This window comes from Streptomyces sp. AM 4-1-1 (assembly GCF_029167625.1).
Lineage (GTDB): Bacteria > Actinomycetota > Actinomycetes > Streptomycetales > Streptomycetaceae > Streptomyces.
The window spans coordinates 178,819-194,005 of the sequence record NZ_CP119146.1; the positions used below are offsets into that span (position 1 = coordinate 178,819).

Genomic DNA, 15,187 nt, shown 5'->3' on the forward strand with positions numbered 1-15,187 from the left:
GATTGCTGTGCTTCCTCGTTAGTTGACGACTTGGAGTTCGCCGATGTTGATCGCGGTGCCGGCGTTGCGCGTCTCGTTCGGCAGCGTGCCCGTCTCACCGTTGGTGGCGGTCCAGTCGATCACCCAGGTAGTCGTCGCGGTGACCTTGTAGGAGCCGCCGTCGGGCACCTTGGTGTAGGTGTGGCCGCAGTCGGGGGACTCCTTCTTCCCGAAGGACTGCTGGTACGGAGTGCCGGGCTTGGTGCAGGTCTCGGACGAGCCGTCGCCCATGGACCAGGTGATGGACTTGACGTGGGCGGTCGCGGTCACCGACAGGCCTCCGGCGGCCGCGGTCGTGGACTGCGGGCCCCAGGTGTTGGGTGTCTCCTCGGTCCACAGCCATACCGGCATGCCGACCAAGCCCTTGGAGCCGGCGGGGGGTGCGCTGCCGACCTTGGCACCGTCCAGGCGCATCATGCTCAAGGCCCGCTGCGCCAGTTCGGCTGCCGTGGGGCCTTGCTGGCCCAGCGGATCGGTTTCGGACCAGCGGGCGAAACCGTCGGTGGGTGTGGGGCGGGCGTGGATCTGCGCCATGCACGCGAAGCCGTAGATGGCGCCGGTGGTGTGGCCGTCCCAGATCGGGTCGGACTTCGGGGGCTGCGGGTCGAGCTTGCGGATGTAACAGGCGTAGGCCTCGCTCCAGGTGCCGACGCCGGGAATGTGGCACTCCCATCCCTCGGTTCCTGGAACGGTCGTCGCGCCTGTGGCACACGTCTTGCCGTCGCCCTTGCCGCCTCCGCCGCCCCCTCCGCCGCCGTGCCCGCCCGTGCCGCCGTTGCCGCCGCCCCCGCTGCCTGTGCCGGGTACCTCGACGCCGGCGCAGACCCAGGAGCTGTTGCAGGAGCCGACGTCCGTGTCGCCTCCGTCCGCCCACGCCTGAGCGGGGAGGAGGAGGTAGACGATGCCGGCGAGCGCGGATATGACCGCCGCGGCCCTGCGGGTCAGCATGTGCGGTCCTGCTGCTGGGTTTCGACGATCATCCACTTCTCGCCGACGGTCCGGGCGGAGATCGTGGTGACGAAGCGGGTGAGCCGCTCCTTGGGCAGCTTGACCTCGTCGCCCGTCTTCTTCTTGAGCAGCTTCCAGTTGGTGACGTCGACGCAGTCGGTGATGGTGGCCTTCTTCGGCGACTCGTCCAGGCTGACCGCCGTGACCTCCGGGGAGAGCTTCGGCTCGCCCTTGATGACGTTGCCGCTGATCTTGAGCGCGACGAGTTCGGACTCGGCCTTGCCGAGAGCCTTGTCGAAGGCGTATTTGTCCAGGTCCGTGCCAACGGGGCTGGCCTTCGCGTACGCCTTGACCTGCGCGTCCCAGTAGCTGCGGTAGACAGCCAGGACGTCGGCCTTGGCCGCGGCCTGCGGGTCGGCGCTCTTGCTCGCGCTCGGGCTGCTCGAGGCCTCGGGCTTCTCCTTCTCGCCGCTCCCGCAGCCGGCGGCCGTGACCGCGACGCTGAGAGCCGTGGCCGCGACCACCGCACGACGCAGCCAGTGGTTCGTGCCGGAAGCGTTTGAGATCGACACTGGCGTATCCCCCTTGTGAGTAGTGGTGACGGCTTGGATCGTAGGAAACGGAGGCGTGGCCTCAGGCAAGGGCACGGCCGAAGCCGGGGGTGACAGGGGCCGGACGTGCGGCGAGGCCGGGCTCCGCCGGGCACCGGACGCCTACGCCTGTCGGCAGACAGGCGGTGCGCTGCGGCCCGGGGGGTAGGGGCACGGCTCCGGGCGCGCCGAGGCGCGCGGCAGGAGCGGCCGGGTGGCCGAGGCTGTTTGCGGAGCCGGCGGCGGTCTGGTTCAACGCGACTGTCCCCCTCGCGGTCTGGGACTGGGCGTCTCCCACAACGCGATCAGTCCGAGCCTGATTCTGGCCAGAAAGATCAGGTGCTGCCAGGCTCCGTTTTTTCCGGTAGACGCGCTACCGGTATATGCCGCTGGCGCGGGCGGTTCGAAAAGACTATGGCCAGGGTCTTAGGGCTTGATCAGCAAGGCTGGTCCCGAGGCGCGCAGAGCGTTCCGCGCGGCTTCCTGGTCGGTGCCGGTGATGGCGTTAAGTCGACGTTCCACGAAGGGCGTGGAGGGGTGGTTTTTGCCGTAGACCGACTGCAGCAGCGCCAGGAGAGACGTTCCGGTCCTGACGGCGTCGTGCGCGTTGGTGACGGTGAGCCAGGAGGCCGCGCCGTTGCGGGCCTGCCGGCGGATCTGGCTGTGCTCGGCATCCAGGACCCGCTGCCAGGCACCGGCGGCGTACACCGAGACGTCGGTGGCCATGGCGGGATGCCCGGCGAGCTGGGCGCAGAAGGCGACGAGCTCGAAGGCGTGGAGGGTGTAGTTATGCAGGGGGCCGTGGCTCTCGGCGAGCTCCTCGCTGAGCGTCCGGGCGGCCGTCAGGGCTTCGTCGCACCGGCTGGCGCGCAGCATCTGGCGGAGGCTCTCGATGCGGGGGGCAAGGAACTCGGGGATGGCGGCGGGGACCGGCAAGGCGATGGCGGGGCTCATGAAATCTCCCTGGGGCGAGGCGGCTTCGAGCGGATGCCGCCACCGGGGGGCCGGCGGCGGCATCCGGAATCGAGTCCAGCAACGGAGTGCTGCTCGACCGCGCACGTCAACGGGCGTGGGAGTGCCCTCGGTGCCTGGGTGGGCGCTCCCCCGTGCATGCACGGCGCGCCGACATCGGTAGTTGACCGGCTCGGGCGGCGCGGGGCAAGCCCCACGCCGCCCAAGCGGTTCATATTTCAATGATCGGAACGGAGCGGGCCGTGCTGTTTCACCAGCCGGAATTGGCGAGGTGTGGCCACCGGGCAGCAGATCAGGGTGTGAGAGGGCCGGCCGAAGAGCGGTCCCAGGCGATGCGCGCCGCGTGGTCCATCAGCTCCAGCAGGTCCGGGGCGGTGGAGTCCTGGTCGAGGTGGCGGTACTCGGTGCTGAGGGTGATCGCGAGCCGCTCGGGAAGGCCGAGGCCGGGGTAGCGGTTCTCCTTGATCAGGATGCGGGCCGCCTCGACGGCGGTCCGGCCCTGGCCGTGCATCACGTATGCCTGGTCCGCGAGGTCGTCGAGGTAGGCGATGTAGCGTCGCAGGCCGTCGGGGGTCATCAGCGGGCCGTGGCCGGGCACGATCCACTCGGGGTCGAGGTCCAGGATCCGCAGGCAGGCGGCAGAGACGCGCTCCAGGGGGCCGGCCCAGTGCGAGGGGTGGTCTCCCGCGAAGACGATGTCGCCAGCGAAGACAACGCGCCGCTCTGGCAGATGGACGACGAGGTCTCCGACCGTGTGGGCCGGTCCGACCTCGTGGAGCTCCGCGGGGATGTCGCCGACGCCGAGGTCGTGGCGCCCGGTGAACGTCGTGGTCGGCGGGAGAACCTGTATGCCCGCGAAGTCGAACCTGCCGAAGTGCTCCCGGAAGTACCAGCCGAGCGGCTGACCGGGGTCGGTCTCGTGGATGAGCGCCTGCAGCTGCTCCGGCTTCGGCTCCAGGCACTGGTGCTCGAGTGCGGCGTGGGTGGCGAAGACCTCGGCGCCGGGGAGTTGCTGAAGGCCCCAGGTGTGGTCGCCGTTGGCGTGGGTGACGGCGACCCGGTCCAGCGGGACGCCGGGGCCCGCGGCTGTGCGGGCCGCGGTGAGGAAGGCATCGGTCAGGGCGGGTGTGTAGGGCGTGTCGATGACGAGGGCCTGGTCCCCGGAGACGACAAGACCGCAGTTGGCCAGGCCCCAGGTCGCCCCGTGCCCGGGCTGCCAGACGAAGACGCCGGGCGCGATCTGCTTCAGGTCAGTGGTAGCCATGGGCATGCATTGTGCGGGCCGCGGCCGCCCGGACGAAATTTCTCCGCCGGGCGGCCGCGGGCTGGGCGTCAGGGGTGGGGTGTGAACGGAAGGAGAAAGAAGCGGGCACCCGGGCTGCCGAACGGCTGGGCGGCGCACATAGTGACGGTGCCCAGCTGGGACGGCGCGTGCCGCTCGCAACACCGGGTGCGGTGGTCCTCGGTGCCGCGCGGGGCCGCGTAGCCGGCGTGCCGCATCGGTCGGGCATCGCCGTCGGGGTGGATGTACGCGAGGCTGTGGTCGCGGTAGATCGGCCCCGCCACCGCGTCGTCGTTGACCTCCTTGTCGAGCAGCCGGAGGTCCTCGTTCTCGGGGTGAGCGGCCACCGCCGTTCGCAGCTGGGCTGCGACCTGCGGCGCCCAGCGTGTGTCCCAGTCGACCAGGTGATGCTCGCGCGCATCCTCATGCAGGAGCATCCACCGGATCAGGTTGCGTTCGGGCAGCTTCGGGGACTTCCCCTCGGGCTGCGGGAACATCCGCTTGAAGTCCTCGTTCGCGGCCAGCACGTTCCAGGCGACGTCGTTGATGTAACAGGGCTGCCCGGACACACCGTTGACGGCCACCTGCCACGCGGGGTCGACGTTCGACCCCGCGCACGGATCCATGGGGAACGGGGGCTCGTAGCCGATCGCGTAGACGTAGAGCGCGGTCCGCTCGCGCTCCTCCATGTTCAGCACCTTGGCCACGTTGTCGAGGAACAAGGTGCTCGGCTGGGATGTGTTTCCGCGCTCGAACTCGGCGTAGGTCTTCTCCGTGACGAACAATGCCTGCGCCACCTGGGCCTGCGACAGCCCGCGCGCGCGCCGGCCCCGGCCGGTGCGCTTGGGCCAGCCGAGCTCGACCGGGTCTATCTGCTTGCGCTTCCATTGCAGCAGCTGCTGCAACGCCTCCTTCTGATTCAACTTCGAACCTTTCCCCGTGTCGTCATCCCCGTGCTGACTCCGCGATATACCGGAAGCGCTCGCTCCTGAAATTCGAGGACCGGAAAATTCAGAGCCTGGTGAGCAGGATCTTGGCCGGTAAGAATCGTCCACTGGATCGAATCCGCGTTGTGGGAGACGCGAAGGTCCTCCACAACCGCGAGGGGGAGTTCGCGTTGCTGCATCCCGTTGCCACCCCGCCCGACCGCACCGGCGGCACCGTGGCACGCACCATGGCGGTGCTCAGAGCGCTGGTCTGCCTCGGGCCGGGTGAACACCCTCTGGCCTCGGTCGCCGAGTCCGCGGAGCTTCCCGCGCCGACCGCTCACCGGTATCTGCAAGCCTTGATGCGGGAGGGCGCCGTCGAACAGCGGGGGCCGCGCGCTCGATACGCGCTGACTGACGCGCTGCACAGTCCCTCCCCTTCGACGCCTTCCCAGCCCCTCCAGGCCGGCACGCCCTCCCCTGCCGTGAGGGCCGAGATCGTCACACTACAGTCGAGAACAGGCCAGGTCGCATTTGTTTACCGACCGCACCTGATCGGCACTCCGATGAGGATCTGCGCAGAACGGGCATACGGCCCACACGCTGATGAGATCCTCACATCCCCTCAGATCGCATTGCGTTCTCTTGAGTCAGCGCCGCTGGAGACCGATGCCGCCGGGATGGCGATCCTCGCCTGTCTCGGCTCCGTCGGCGCCAACAAGATCGACACCGCGTACGTCCGTGAGGAAGGTCACGCGATCAGTCCTTCGCCGCTTCCGGGCCGCACCATGATCGCCGCGCCCGTCTGGTACGGCTCGGCCGTCGCCGGTTCTGTGGCGCTGCTGGCCAAGGACGGGCCCATGCGAAGAGCAGCCACCCGCGCCCGGTACGTGACCGCCGTGATGGACACCGCCGCGGCGATGAGCGGACACCTCACCCGTTCCGGCGCGCGCCGGGCCAGCTGATTGACGACAAAGCCCCACAGAGTAGTACAGAAAGGCGCCATTCCGTGTCCCGTTCAGTCCTGATCACCGGCGGCAACCGCGGCATAGGCCTCGCCATCGCCCGTCACCTCGCCGAGGCCGGCGACCGCGTCGCCGTCACCTACCGCTCGGGCGAACCCCCCGAGGGCCTGCTCGCCGTCCGCTGCGACATCACCGACACCGACCAGGTCGACGCCGCGTTCAAGAAGGCCGAGGAGCAGCACGGCCCTGTCGAGGTTCTCGTCGCGAACGCCGGCATCACCAAGGACCAGCTCCTGATGCGTATGAGCGAGGACGACTTCACCTCCGTCGTCGACACCAACCTCGCCGGTGCCTTCCGCGTCACCAAGCGCGCCTCGCGCGGCATGCTCCGCGCGAAGAAGGGCCGCGTGGTGTACATCTCCTCCGCCGTCGCCCTGCGCGGAGAGAGCGGCCAGGCCAACTACGCCGCCTCCAAGGCCGGCCTCGTCGGCTTCGCCCGCTCCATGGCCCGCGAACTCGGCTCCCGCGGCATCACCTTCAACGTGGTCGCCCCCGGCCTCACCGAAACGTCCATGAGCCAGCAGCTGAGCGACGAGCAGCTCGACAACCTCAAGGCCCAGATCCCGCTCGGCCGACTCGCCCGCGCCGAGGAGATCGCCGCGGCCGTCGCCTTCCTCGCCTCCGAGCAGGCCGCCTACATCACCGGTGCCGTGGTGCCCGTTGACGGCGGCGCCGGCATGGGCCACTGACCGCCGTGACCGCCCGCCACCCTGGAGACCGATGAACGCATGACCTGACAGGAGGCAGTCCCCCGTGGGCTGCCCCGCGGCAGCAAGCCCCGGTGTGTCCAGCACCTCGGCCCGCCCGCCGCACTCTGCCACCACCGGGCGAGTGTCCAGCCCGCCCGGTGAAGAACCCGGTCCGAAGACCGGGCAGCACCGCCCCTGCCAGGGCGGATCACCTTGGTTCCCGAAGAACCCGGCCCCACCGAAGAGGGGCTCGCGCATGCCCGAAAGGAGGGCGTGCCCTGCCCATGATGCAGCATGCCCACGCGCCGGTCCACGCAGCCGCCGCTCCGCCGTGCCCTCCGCGCGGACAAAACCGAATATCCCCGAACAGCCGATTCACCCCGGTCTGTGCGCACGCGGACCAGGAGATCGGCACCACTGCGTCCCGGCGCACCCGGCGCGGTGACTTCCTGCGCGCCGCCACCTGGGCCATCACCCAACGCCTGCACCCCAAGGCCGGTGACACCACGCTGCGCGTCGCACGCGACCTCGCCACCCGCCTGAACGCCGACGGGCACGTCGCCTACTGCCGCGACACCATGTGGCGCCGCCTCGGCATCAGCCGACGCACCCTCGAGCGGCACATCGCCGTCCTGCGCGAGCTCGGTCTCCTCGTCTGGACCGTCCACGGAAGCCGCACCAACACCCGTCCCGCCGGAAGCGGCGAATGGGCCGGCACCGCCACCATCTACGCCGCCGTCGTCCCGCCTGCCTGGGACGACGCCCTCGGCCACCGCGTCTCCGGCCACGGCTACCACGCCCGGCACATCGGATTCACCGACCACGGACGCCAGATGGCCATCGCCGACGCCCGCCGACGCGCCCGCCCTGCCCACCGCCGCGATCGCCGTGACACCCCTTCCTGTAAGACCAACCCCCCACCTCCTAAAGCTGAGATGAAAGGGAAGAAGAACAACACCAGCGCGACCCGCGGCTCGCGGCCGCAACCCCGCCGCCGACACGAAGTACCCGAGCCCTACCGGGCCACTCCCGGCCAGGCCGCGCACGCCGTCTCGGTCGCCGCCTGGGTGCGCCCCAGGGTGCCCTGGACCCAGGGCGAGAGCCTGCGCCGCCTCGCCTTCGCCCTGCGGCCCTGGATCACCAGCGGCCTCTCCGCCGCCGACATCACCGCCGACCTTTCGGTCTGGCGCGTGCCCCGGCGGCCGGCCTCGCCGGCCAGCGTGATCATGGCCCGCTGGAACGAGACCGCCACCCAGGACGGGCCTGCCGCCCTCGACATCGGCGAGGACACGCCTTGCGGGGTTCCGCCCAACGCGGCCTTCCTGGCGGCCATGGACGCAGTCCGCGCCCGCCTCACCAGCCTGTCGCCGCCCGTCGTGGCGGAGCCCGATCCCCCCGGCTTCGTCATCCGCGACCGGATTCTTGCCTCTTTCGCGGAGGCGGACCGGGCCCGCCGCGCGCGCACCGCCGAGCAGTGTTCCACCTTCGCCGAGTGGGAGGCCGTCTGCGACGCCCGAGAGCGCGCCCTCGAATGACCCCGCGCCGGCCCAGGCCACGCACGTACGGCACGCACCAGGCCACGGCGCCGATGAGGAACCCGACCGCGAAGCTCTCCGACCGGAACACGGTGCCCCCTCCCTCAGGACGACTCGGCCGTCGGGGCGGCCTCGGTCACGGACTCCTCGACGGTCTCCCCCTGCGCCTTGCCTTCGGCGCCGCGCCGGCGCGTGCGGATGACCGCCCGCACCGACCGGAACAGGGCCCGGACCAGTCGCCACAGACCGACCGCGCCGCAACCCACCGCCGCGCCGCTGGTCCCCAGACGCGCGAAGGTCTCCAGCCAGCCGGGCCAGTGCAGGTAGCCCAGCGTCAGCGACGTGCCGATCAGGCTCAGGCTGAGCACCATCAGGACGCTGCTGTGCCCGATCACCCCCCAGGTGCGCTTCAGTTCGTCGTAGGCCTCCGGATTCACCTCCCGCCACGGGACGCGCCGGCCGGTCTGCTCGTGCTCACTCATCGCTCTCTCCGCTCCTTGCAGTCCGAGCTCCGTCGTCGTGGGCGCCGCCCAGCACCTCCCGGGCATGGCGCAGTCCTGCTTCCAACTCCTCCAGTTCCAGCCGTGCCTCGTCCAGCACGTGCCGGGGCAGCAGCCCTTCGGGCAGCGCGGGCCTGACGGGCGCGGCGGCAGCGCGGTCGTCGCGGATCGCCGACTCCACCGCTTCCTCCTGCCGTTCGACCTCGACGGCCTGGTCGACCAGGAGCGCGAGCGACTGCGCGTATCCGAGGAGAAGGCCGCGGGCTTCCACGTCGTCCGCCGCCAGCGGCACCGGCCCGGCCGCGTCCCACACCAGCCGCGGCAGTACCGCCGCCACGCGCAGTAGTTCATAGCGCTCGCTGCGCTCGGCGAGCATGCGCAAGCGCTGCTCGTCAGCCAGCAGCCGGAAGAAGACCGCCGCGTACGCCTCGCCCGTCTCGACCGCGCGCACGCGACGTCGGGTGAGGCGCCTGGTGGTCGCGGGCAGTCCGACGGCCGCGGCCACGCCGACCGCGCCGGCCGCGAGGAGACCGGTGGCCGCCGGCAGCAGGGAGGTCGCCGGGCCCAGAGCGGCGAAGGCGGTCGCGGTGAACAGCGCGGTCCGGCCGACCGGGAGAGGGCGGGGGAGGTCGAGGCCTCCGAGCGTCCAGATGCGCAGGGCAGCGCGACGCCCCCACACCATCCGGCACGCCCAGCGCCCCAGCCGGTGCTGCTCCGGGTCGAAGAGTCCCGCCTCACGCAGCGCACCCGTGCGGTTCGGCCCTGACATCCAGCGCAGCCAGCCACCCCCGGTCCGCTCGCGTATCAGCAGCAGTGCTTCCACGGCGGCCTTCTCGGTGGCCGGGTCCGGGAGTCGGCCACCGAGCTCGGCGCGCACGGCGTGGTGGAGCCGGGCGGCTTCCCGGACCGCGTGGTCCCACCGATTGCGGTCTGCGTCGAAGGGCAGCGGCTGTGCGGCCGGCTTCATCGGCGGGCCGCCTCGGCCGGACAGGATTCCAGGGCGGTGCGCAGGGCCGTCTTCTCCGACGGCGTGACCGACAGGCGGTACTTGGTCTTCACGCGGACCTGCGCGGTCGCGTACCAGCAGTGCGCCTCGGCGCGCGGAGGCATCCACGATGCGGCATCTTTGGCGCCCTTGCCGGCGTTCGTCGGACCGTCGGTAGCAACCAAATTCTCCAGGTCGTTCGCGTAGTTCAGCCTCTGCTCGGCGGTCAGCTCCCGGGCCCCCGACTGCCACCCGAGCGCCAGGGGGACGACGTGGTCGATCTGCACGGCCATGGACGTGCGAGGGCCGCGCTTGAAATCGATCGTCCGGCCCGTATACCGGTCGCGAAGAACGCCGGACATGACGGTGCAGCCGTCCTCGGCCCGAACGATGTCGTCCAGGTCGCGGGCCAGGACGTCCTGACGCGTCGGACAGGAGTTCCCCGACATCTCGACTGTGCCCGCATCGCTCCATGCCGGTCCGAAGGCGTCGCGGCTGTAGTCGGCGAGCGAGGTCCGCGCCTGGACCGTCAGGTTGTTCAGATGGGCCAGCGCGGTTCCATCTCCGGCCGGGCCGCGAGCGGGGGCGGCATCGGCGGAGGAGCCGGGGGGAGTGAGCGGTCCGCAGGCGGAGGCGGCAAGTGCGCCGGCGAGCACGAGGCCGGCGGCCAGAAGGCGAGGGGCCATGTAAAGGAGTCCTGTTCGGGTCGGAGAGGGCACTGTTCACCTGCTACAGGTGTGGCGAGGTCCGACGGTGTGACAGTCCGCCCGAAATTTTCTGGGTTCCTTCAGCCGAGCGTGCCCTCGAAGGTGGCCTTGGAGCCGCCCGCGTCGACTGCCTCGACCGTCACCGGGCCGCCGACGGCCGACTCCGGGACACGGAAGGAGACGGTCTGCGTGGCGCTGCGGTACGGGGCGATCGCGGCGTCGCGGTAGCCGTACACCGGACGGACGGTGGCGGCCAGGTGCAGGTCCTGGCCGGTCAGGATCCGCAGGGTGGTGCCCAGGCCCGGCATCGGGTCGCCGGAGCGGTTGACCACGCTGAGCTCCACGCTGCCGGTGCGTGAGGCACCCTCACGGCTCACCGTCACCTTGCTCACGCGCACCTGGCCGTTCCACTGCCCGAGCGGCGTGACCGACTGACCGGTCGGCGCACCCTGCGGCGCCTGGATGGCCGGGGAGGCGGCGGTGCCCGGCAGAGCGCCTTCGAAGAACAGCGGCTCCGGCTCGGCCAGCCCCTCCTCGGTCGCTTCCAGGGTCACCGTGACCGGCAGGCCTTGGGCCTGGTCGGGAAGCACCAGTTGCACGTCCCTGTCGACGGACCCGTTGGGGCGCACCTGTTGCGGCTCGTCCCTGGAAGAGGATGCGCTGCTGTCGGTGGCCTCGGCAGCGGTGCGGCCGAGAGCTCCGTAGCGGGCGGTGACGGCGGTCCGCGGCGCGGTCGCGACCTGTGCCCGCTGGTTGGCCACGGTCACCCGCGCCGTGTACGCGCTCGCGTCGGCCGGCACGCCGGGCACAGCGCCGGCCGGCAGCCGCTCGAAGCCCTGCAGGGTCACCGTCCACGCCCCGTCGCCGAGCGGCAGCGCGGTTCCCGGCTTCGCGATGCTGTCCGGCAGCACCGTGGAGGGCGAAGGCCGGACACCCGGGGCGCTCTTCGTCGGCTTGCCGTCGGGCTTAGGGCCGCTGTCGGAGTCGGCGCAGCCGGAGACCAGGACCGCGCCGGCCAGGAGCACGGTCGGAAGGGCGTGGCGCAGGCGCATGGTGAACATGGTTCCCCCTAGGTCAGGTACCGGATCTCGGTCGAGGGGGATCATGCCAAAACGCGTCCGGCCGGGGCCGGACGCGTTTTCTGGAGGTGTCTGATTCGGGCCGCCCGCCGACTGTGCGGGCGGCGGGTCACAGCGTGATGGGGATGGGGACCAGGAAGTACTCGGTGTCGCCGACGCGGACGCGCAGCGGGTGCCCGGGCGAGAGGTTGAGCAGCCGATGGTGCACGGTCGCCGGGGAGTTGCGCACGGACAGTGCGGGCTCCAGCGCGGCACGGACGGCAGCGCGGGAGGTTTCGGACAGCGGGTTGCGCTCGGCGATCTCGGCGCACTGGTCGAGCTGGGCGTCGGTCAGGTCGGGCCCGAGGCCCTGGCGGAGGGCCTCGACGGCGACGGCCGGGGCCAGGACCGCCCGGTTGTGATCGCGGCATACGTGGCCGGGGGCGCCGTGGGGCTGGAAATGACGGGCGGTGCCGATGGAGGTCAAGGGGAACTCCCGAGGGTGAGGAGGGCGGCGTCAGTGCACGCGGATCGTCGCGGTCTCGGCGACGGTCAGGACGTGCGCGGGGAGCGTTGGGCGGCCTTTGACCATCGCCCGGTACATGCGGTGCACTCCGTCGATCAGCAGGCGAGCCGGGCCGCTGTCGAACTCCAAGGTGGCGATGATCACCGGCTGGCTGATGTCAGTGCCCATCGCGTGTTCGGCGCTGAAGTGGGACTGGTCCGGGCCGAAGACAGGGCACCAGGCCGGGCCGTCGTAGTCCGGCCTGAGCAAGCTCAGATGGTAGGCGGCCGACCAGTCGTCCACGGGGGTCTGCTCTGCGGCGCGGGGGCGTTCCTCCAGGAGGCGCATGGCTCCGTCGATGTCGAACAGCCAGCGTCCGTACTTGAACAGCTGGGGGGAAGGGTTGGTCACGGTTTCTCGCTGACGGGTCGGGGATCGGTGAGGGGAAGGGGGCGGGTTGCGAAGGCTGGCAGGCACGAGGGCCGGCCGGGCGCCACCTCGGAGGTGGGGCGGCGCGGGCCGTTTCAGCGGGGGCCGAGCGGGATGACCAGGACGCCGACGTGAGGCAGGCTCATCTCGGCCATCAGTTGGGCGGCCCTGCCGTCAGGGGTGCTCGGATCGCTGGGATCCAGGCGTATGGCGCCCCGGTGGGGGCCGCGCGAGGGGTAGAGGTGCACCGTGTTTCCCGGTGCGTCGTGCTCGAAGACGCTGATGGCGGCGTAGTCGAACCCGCCGTGCTTCGGGTAGCGCTCGGCGACGGCCGCAGACAGGGCGGTGACGAGTTCGGGGCTCGGTGAGGCGACCGAGAGGGGAAGTGGGCAGCGTCGCGGCCAGATGCGCAGAGCAAGGGCGCGGATCAGGACGCTGAGAATGCCGAGGCCGAAGCCGATGGCGAGAGAGGCTGGCTGGATCACGGTGTTCCCCCTGGGGTTGCGGCCGGGCTGGTGGGGGAGCGCGGCTCTAGGCGCCGGTGGTGGTCACGGCAGCGTGGACGAGGCGGGCGAGCCCGCGGCGTCGCTGGCGCTTGGTCAGTCCCTGGACGCTTCCGGCGTTCTCGTGTCCGGCGGCGGCTGTCAGGCCGGACACGAGGGCGTGGACCAGTTCCTTGCCCTCGCCGCTAGGCGCGGCCGCCGTCAGGGCCCGGACGAGGGGCCTGGTGGCCGCGAAGTACGCCTTGACGAAGCGGGGGTCCCGCTCGGCCGCGACGGCGGTCAGCACGCGCATGACCGGGAGGTGACCGCTCCAGCCGTCGAGTACGGCGTCGACGAGCCGAGTGGCGCCGGGCAGTCCGTCCGAGGACCAGGCGCCGTCCTCGAAACCGGCGAGCGCCGCGTTCGTCTCCTCGACCAGGAGTCGGGACGCTTCGAGGACGACGCCCTCGATGTCGGCGAAGTACTGGTAGAACGTCGCGGGCGACGTGCCCACCACGTGGGCGATGTCCATCACCTTGATGTCGCGGTAGGGCCGAGTGGCGAGAAGCTCGATCGTTGCGTCCAGCAGCTTCTGGCGGGTCTGGAGGCCGCGCTGGTTGGGCACGCGGCGCTCGGGGGTGCGGGTCATGATGCGGGTGGGCACAGCCGTCTCCTGAGCTGGTGGGAGGAAGGGGAGTGGGTCAGGTCTGGGGGCGGCGCCGCCGAACCCGACGAATAGTCATATTACACATTGAAAACTGAATAAGCAACTAGTGAGGGTTCACGGATTTCCGCCGCTGGCCGAGGGTCAGCTTCTGCTTGCGGGGAGCGCCTCGGGGCCGAAGCGGCGCTCAAGGAGGGCGAGTGCACGCGAGCGCTGGCCGTCGACCCAAGCCCGTTGCTCGGGAGTGAGGGAGGCGTGGACGGCCACCTCGTAGTCGGACGGCGTCTCCCAGAGGGGGACAACGGCGGCGGCGATCTCGCGGGCGGCCTCGACCCAGTCGGCAGCGGCGTCCGCCGGAACGTTGAACAGCGGAGCGCCGGGACTGGCCGGGTACGGGTCTTGTTCGAGCGGGCCGGGTGTGCGGGCCAGCTCTGCGGCATGTGTACGAAGGTGTTCGGCGGGACAGGTTCCGTCGACGTACTGCTGCTCAACTGCCCTCCCGTGTTCGCGCAAGAGGGTGACGTGATCGGCGGGGAGCTTGAACTGCTCGTGCGTGCTGCGGCAGTCGCGTCTGTCCCGGCCGTGTCGTCGCACGACCTCGCCGCCCCGCCAGTCGTATCCGCTGCCGAGTACCACCAGGACGTGGTGGAGGGCCTGGGTGCGATTGAGTACTGAACAGGGGCTCTCTCGGATCATCTCGCTCAAGGTGTCTTCGACGCCTGCCATGAAAGACCTCCTGGGTGTGGTGGGTTGAAGCCGTCCTGGCTCACACTGCCTGAGCGGAGGGGTGACTGTTGACGATCCCGAACCCGATAGCGTGGGGCGCCGACATGCATGACTGTACATATCGAAACGCCAATAGGCAACACCTGTGAGTTGGTGGCCCCGCCTTCGATCTGCGCTCGCGCGGCCCTGGCGGCTGCGTCCGCGTTCTCGGCGTGAAAGGTGTCGATCCACCGGGAGAAGTCGCGTTATTCGCCGTCCAGTTCGACAGCGGCAGTGGCGTGTTCGCCCGGGAACAACACCGGCGATCAGCAGCCGTCGATGCGGTCGCATCGCAGACCGAAGACCGTGATCACCTCTCCCGTGCCGGGCGGCTCGACCTGTGCAGGCAGCCCGGCCGGATCCAGACCGACGCCGGCGAACATCTCCTCCAATGCGCCGGCCAGCTCCGCGGGCTCCGGTCGGCGCCCGGGGCCCGCATCGCGCAGGGAGCACCCACACGCGGAACAGAGACACCACGGCCGAGCCGCTCGTGTGGGGTCGAAGCGCAGCATGACGGTCCCCCGAGGACTTGAGGAAAGAGAGTGCCGGGCGATGCCCCGGCACGCAGTGACGGGGGCACTTCTCACGCCTCGGGCCGCGGCGTCTGCGGGGTCCGGGCGGACATGCGGTGCGTGAGGGCATGCGCGCCGGCGAACACCGCCCCTGCGCCGAGGGCCAGGTAGTCCGCTGCCCGTCCGCGCAGGACGAGCACCTCACCATGGCCGAGCAGCAGCACGGTGCAGACGGCGAAGGCTCCGGCCACCAGAGCGGCGTCCAGAACGGCCGCGGCAGCGCCCCACACCCAGTGGGCGCGAGCCGGGGCTACCTTGCGCTCGTCCCGCCTGCGGAGGACGGCGCACGCCCGGTGCCGGGCGAGCCGACGCGTTTCGACGACAAGAACAGCGAGCGGGACGACGAACAGCCACATGACGGGCTGCTCCACCAGGACGCCACAGCCGGCGAGCAGCGCCACCAACCCGTAGACGGTGTGCAGCGGCTGGCAACGGCGGTGCTGGAAGGTGCGGGGACGGAGGTCTTCGGACATGGCTCTCCTCGGCTGAGGGCGATCGGGCTGCTGGGCTTGGT

The 15,187-nt window shown here is 70.8% G+C and carries 19 protein-coding genes; 3 read left to right on the forward strand and 16 right to left on the reverse strand.

Features of this window, described 5'->3' with window-relative positions; all coding sequences use genetic code 11:
* Positions 1–18: 18 nt before the first annotated feature.
* The 5 genes from PZB75_RS31425 to PZB75_RS31445 all read right to left on the reverse strand — a co-directional run bounded on the left by PZB75_RS31425 (position 19) and on the right by PZB75_RS31445 (position 4,754).
* A complete protein-coding gene (locus tag PZB75_RS31425; protein ID WP_275539090.1) occupies positions 19–987 on the reverse strand; it encodes an ATP-binding protein in 969 nt (322 codons plus the stop codon).
* Positions 981–1,559: a hypothetical protein gene (locus PZB75_RS31430; RefSeq protein ID WP_275539091.1), complete on the reverse strand. Its 579-nt coding sequence runs from the start codon at positions 1,557–1,559 to the stop codon at positions 981–983. The genes PZB75_RS31425 and PZB75_RS31430 overlap by 7 nt, the downstream gene beginning before the upstream one ends.
* 444 nt (positions 1,560–2,003) lie before the next feature.
* Positions 2,004–2,531 carry a hypothetical protein gene (locus PZB75_RS31435; protein WP_275539092.1) on the reverse strand — a complete coding sequence of 176 codons (528 nt, stop codon included), beginning with the start codon at positions 2,529–2,531 and terminating at the stop codon, positions 2,004–2,006.
* 310 nt (positions 2,532–2,841) lie between these two features.
* A complete protein-coding gene (locus PZB75_RS31440; RefSeq protein ID WP_275539093.1) occupies positions 2,842–3,813 on the reverse strand; it encodes an MBL fold metallo-hydrolase in 972 nt (323 codons plus the stop codon).
* Between the two features lie 68 nt (positions 3,814–3,881).
* Positions 3,882–4,754 carry a helix-turn-helix domain-containing protein gene (locus tag PZB75_RS31445; protein ID WP_275539094.1) on the reverse strand — a complete coding sequence of 291 codons (873 nt, stop codon included), beginning with the start codon at positions 4,752–4,754 and terminating at the stop codon, positions 3,882–3,884.
* 149 nt (positions 4,755–4,903) lie between these two features.
* Here PZB75_RS31445 and PZB75_RS31450 point away from each other — a divergent pair, with 149 nt between their 5' ends.
* The 3 genes from PZB75_RS31450 (at position 4,904) to PZB75_RS31460 (ending at position 8,006) form a co-directional block, all read left to right on the forward strand.
* On the forward strand, positions 4,904–5,722 hold the full coding sequence (locus PZB75_RS31450) for a helix-turn-helix domain-containing protein (protein ID WP_275539095.1): 819 nt from the start codon (positions 4,904–4,906) through the stop codon (positions 5,720–5,722).
* Positions 5,723–5,766: 44 nt separating this feature from the next.
* A complete protein-coding gene (fabG, locus tag PZB75_RS31455) occupies positions 5,767–6,471 on the forward strand; it encodes a 3-oxoacyl-ACP reductase FabG (protein WP_275539096.1) in 705 nt (234 codons plus the stop codon).
* A gap of 284 nt (positions 6,472–6,755) precedes the next feature.
* Positions 6,756–8,006 carry a hypothetical protein gene (locus PZB75_RS31460; RefSeq protein WP_275539097.1) on the forward strand — a complete coding sequence of 417 codons (1,251 nt, stop codon included), beginning with the start codon at positions 6,756–6,758 and terminating at the stop codon, positions 8,004–8,006.
* A 104-nt stretch (positions 8,007–8,110) separates the two neighbouring features.
* On the opposite strand, the gene PZB75_RS31465 is transcribed toward PZB75_RS31460, so the two are convergent.
* From PZB75_RS31465 to PZB75_RS31515, 11 genes are all read right to left on the reverse strand, one after another.
* On the reverse strand, positions 8,111–8,488 hold the full coding sequence (locus PZB75_RS31465) for a hypothetical protein (protein WP_275539098.1): 378 nt from the start codon (positions 8,486–8,488) through the stop codon (positions 8,111–8,113).
* Positions 8,481–9,473: a hypothetical protein gene (locus PZB75_RS31470; RefSeq protein ID WP_275539099.1), complete on the reverse strand. Its 993-nt coding sequence runs from the start codon at positions 9,471–9,473 to the stop codon at positions 8,481–8,483. The genes PZB75_RS31465 and PZB75_RS31470 overlap by 8 nt, the downstream gene beginning before the upstream one ends.
* Complete coding sequence (locus PZB75_RS31475; protein WP_275539100.1) at positions 9,470–10,177, reverse strand: HNH endonuclease family protein; 708 nt, start codon at positions 10,175–10,177, stop codon at positions 9,470–9,472. The genes PZB75_RS31470 and PZB75_RS31475 overlap by 4 nt, the downstream gene beginning before the upstream one ends.
* A gap of 101 nt (positions 10,178–10,278) precedes the next feature.
* Positions 10,279–11,259 carry a hypothetical protein gene (locus tag PZB75_RS31480; protein WP_275539101.1) on the reverse strand — a complete coding sequence of 327 codons (981 nt, stop codon included), beginning with the start codon at positions 11,257–11,259 and terminating at the stop codon, positions 10,279–10,281.
* 127 nt (positions 11,260–11,386) lie between these two features.
* Positions 11,387–11,743, reverse strand: coding sequence for a hypothetical protein (locus PZB75_RS31485; RefSeq protein WP_275539102.1), 357 nt, complete (start codon positions 11,741–11,743; stop codon positions 11,387–11,389).
* A gap of 30 nt (positions 11,744–11,773) precedes the next feature.
* Positions 11,774–12,172 (reverse strand): hypothetical protein, encoded by a 399-nt coding sequence (locus PZB75_RS31490; RefSeq protein ID WP_275539103.1) that lies wholly within the window; start codon positions 12,170–12,172, stop codon positions 11,774–11,776.
* Positions 12,173–12,285: 113 nt separating this feature from the next.
* Entirely contained in the window at positions 12,286–12,675 is a 390-nt protein-coding gene (locus PZB75_RS31495) for a hypothetical protein (RefSeq protein WP_275539104.1), read from the reverse strand.
* Between the two features lie 46 nt (positions 12,676–12,721).
* Positions 12,722–13,336, reverse strand: a complete 615-nt coding sequence (locus PZB75_RS31500; protein ID WP_275539105.1) for a TetR family transcriptional regulator — start codon at positions 13,334–13,336, stop codon at positions 12,722–12,724.
* 144 nt (positions 13,337–13,480) lie between these two features.
* Entirely contained in the window at positions 13,481–14,062 is a 582-nt protein-coding gene (locus tag PZB75_RS31505) for a hypothetical protein (RefSeq protein ID WP_275539106.1), read from the reverse strand.
* A gap of 305 nt (positions 14,063–14,367) precedes the next feature.
* Complete coding sequence (locus tag PZB75_RS31510) at positions 14,368–14,493, reverse strand: hypothetical protein (RefSeq protein ID WP_275539107.1); 126 nt, start codon at positions 14,491–14,493, stop codon at positions 14,368–14,370.
* A 191-nt stretch (positions 14,494–14,684) separates the two neighbouring features.
* On the reverse strand, positions 14,685–15,146 hold the full coding sequence (locus PZB75_RS31515; RefSeq protein WP_275539108.1) for a hypothetical protein: 462 nt from the start codon (positions 15,144–15,146) through the stop codon (positions 14,685–14,687).
* Positions 15,147–15,187 lie beyond the last annotated feature (41 nt).

What these genes read in the sequence shown, in the direction of transcription:
- PZB75_RS31470 (WP_275539099.1), bottom strand. Translation starts at nt 9,473, where the DNA reads ATGAAGCCGGCCGCACAGCCGCTGCCCTTCGACGCAGACCGCAATCGG.
- PZB75_RS31475 (WP_275539100.1), bottom strand. Translation starts at nt 10,177, where the DNA reads ATGGCCCCTCGCCTTCTGGCCGCCGGCCTCGTGCTCGCCGGCGCACTT.
- PZB75_RS31465 (WP_275539098.1), bottom strand. Translation starts at nt 8,488, where the DNA reads ATGAGTGAGCACGAGCAGACCGGCCGGCGCGTCCCGTGGCGGGAGGTG.
- PZB75_RS31435 (WP_275539092.1), bottom strand. Translation starts at nt 2,531, where the DNA reads ATGAGCCCCGCCATCGCCTTGCCGGTCCCCGCCGCCATCCCCGAGTTC.
- PZB75_RS31515 (WP_275539108.1), bottom strand. Translation starts at nt 15,146, where the DNA reads ATGTCCGAAGACCTCCGTCCCCGCACCTTCCAGCACCGCCGTTGCCAG.
- PZB75_RS31460 (WP_275539097.1), top strand. Translation starts at nt 6,756, where the DNA reads ATGATGCAGCATGCCCACGCGCCGGTCCACGCAGCCGCCGCTCCGCCG.
- PZB75_RS31505 (WP_275539106.1), bottom strand. Translation starts at nt 14,062, where the DNA reads ATGGCAGGCGTCGAAGACACCTTGAGCGAGATGATCCGAGAGAGCCCC.
- PZB75_RS31440 (WP_275539093.1), bottom strand. Translation starts at nt 3,813, where the DNA reads ATGGCTACCACTGACCTGAAGCAGATCGCGCCCGGCGTCTTCGTCTGG.
- PZB75_RS31480 (WP_275539101.1), bottom strand. Translation starts at nt 11,259, where the DNA reads ATGTTCACCATGCGCCTGCGCCACGCCCTTCCGACCGTGCTCCTGGCC.
- PZB75_RS31425 (WP_275539090.1), bottom strand. Translation starts at nt 987, where the DNA reads ATGCTGACCCGCAGGGCCGCGGCGGTCATATCCGCGCTCGCCGGCATC.